Annotated in this window: 2 protein-coding genes; both read left to right on the top strand. The window is 52.6% G+C overall.

The window, feature by feature from the left end:
- Window positions 1-123 precede the first annotated feature (123 nt).
- Window positions 124-825, top strand: a complete 702-nt coding sequence (gene nfi, locus KDK13_RS18775) for a deoxyribonuclease V (protein ID WP_373692256.1) — start codon at window positions 124-126, stop codon at window positions 823-825.
- A complete protein-coding gene (locus KDK13_RS18770) occupies window positions 794-1,417 on the top strand; it encodes a hypothetical protein (RefSeq protein WP_257286538.1) in 624 nt (207 codons plus the stop codon). Before nfi ends, KDK13_RS18770 begins: the two co-directional genes overlap by 32 nt.
- Window positions 1,418-1,613: the final 196 nt, after the last annotated feature.

Below are 1,613 nucleotides of genomic sequence, written 5' to 3'. Positions count from 1 at the left end.
GAACGGGTCTTGGAATGGCGATTGCCAGTTCAGCCGTGTCGCAACATAACGGCTCCATTGTCGCCTGTAATGCCCAGCCGGGTCTTGAGGTCACCCTTCGTTTGCCGTTAAGGAACGGGATGAGTGTCTGAGTTTGCTAACCTTCGCTGGGACCTGTCATTGGCCGAAGCCAAAGCCATGCAAACGACATTGGCCAGTCAGGTGATCCAGCGTGATGACCTGCCTGAAATCACCCGTGTTGCCGGTGTTGATGTTGGTTTTGAGGATAACGGGCAGGTTACCCGTGCAGCCATTGCGGTTCTGGCTTTTCCCGGTCTGGAACTTCTGGATTACACCATTGCCCGAGTACCGACTCAGATGCCCTATATCCCCGGGCTGCTGTCCTTTCGAGAGTGCCCGGCGATTCTGGCAGCAATTGGCCGGTTGAGGATACCGCCTGACCTGTTGCTGTGTGATGGTCAGGGAATTGCCCATCCACGGCGGTTTGGTGTTGCCTGTCATCTTGGGGTTATCACTGGACTTCCGGCTATCGGTGTTGCCAAGAGCAGGCTTTGTGGAACCAGTGATACCCTGTCAGAAGAGAAAGGTGCCAGGGTTGAACTGTGGGATCATGATGAAGTGATTGGCAGTGTGGTGCGCACCCGAAGCGCAACCCGTCCACTGTATATCAGTATTGGCCATAGAATATCGTTGAACACGGCGGTGCATTATGTCGAAGCATGTCTTACACGCTACCGGTTGCCAGAAACCACTCGGTGGGCAGATGCACTGGCTTCAAACCGGGGGCAGGCTGTTGCCAGGGCCAATCAGATCCTGGCTCGCTAATTTTTTCTGCGCCCTGACAGTGATACTCCTGGCGGGGTGTGCAGGAAATGACCGGGAGGTTTATAGCCAGCAGAGTTTTCAGCAGCTGGTCAATGATGGCTTTCTCTCACCACAGATTCGCAGCCTGGATATGCTGCCGGTTATGACGGTACAGCTCTATCTGGACACTCCCCGGATTTTTATTCAGGGGGATGGCAAGCCTCTGATGTTCCATATCAATGGACAGGTCGATGCGGATGTCTTTGGGGGGATGATCTCCGAAAAGCTGCCGGTTCAGATTACTGGCTTCACCTGGCTGAGGTACTCAAAGGAAGATGAGGCCATTTATTTTGATCAGATAGAGTATCTGGAAGCCCAGGTTGACATGGAAGTGGCTTTGTTCAAAACCATGATTGTGGACAGCTTTCAGAGGGCATTACTAAAAGAGCTTTCTGCGATGCCGTTGATCTCGCTGGTAAAAACTCCGAAGCTGGCTGCAGCCATCGAATCACTTGGTAAAAATAATGCCGGTGGGCATATTCAATTTGATACCCGGGAAGGCAGCCTGGTGATTGAAGTGGCTTCGGGCCAAAGCGAAAGCTCTGCTGGCTAGGCCTTTGCCGGTTTGGATGGAGATGGATAGTGGGTAAGCCCTAAAGGCTTGCTTCTTTTTCCAGCTTGCATCTCAATCTCTGCTATATTACCAAGGCTGACTTGCTGGGACACAACAGATTCTTGGCACTCCCCGCCCTATCGGACGAGGGTTCTTGATCGCTCAAGAACGTTTCTGTTTCACAGTCCGTAGCTCA

The organism is Endozoicomonas sp. SESOKO1 (genome assembly GCF_024606265.1).
Taxonomy (GTDB): domain Bacteria; phylum Pseudomonadota; class Gammaproteobacteria; order Pseudomonadales; family Endozoicomonadaceae; genus Endozoicomonas.
This window is presented reverse-complemented; position numbering and strand designations above follow the sequence as displayed.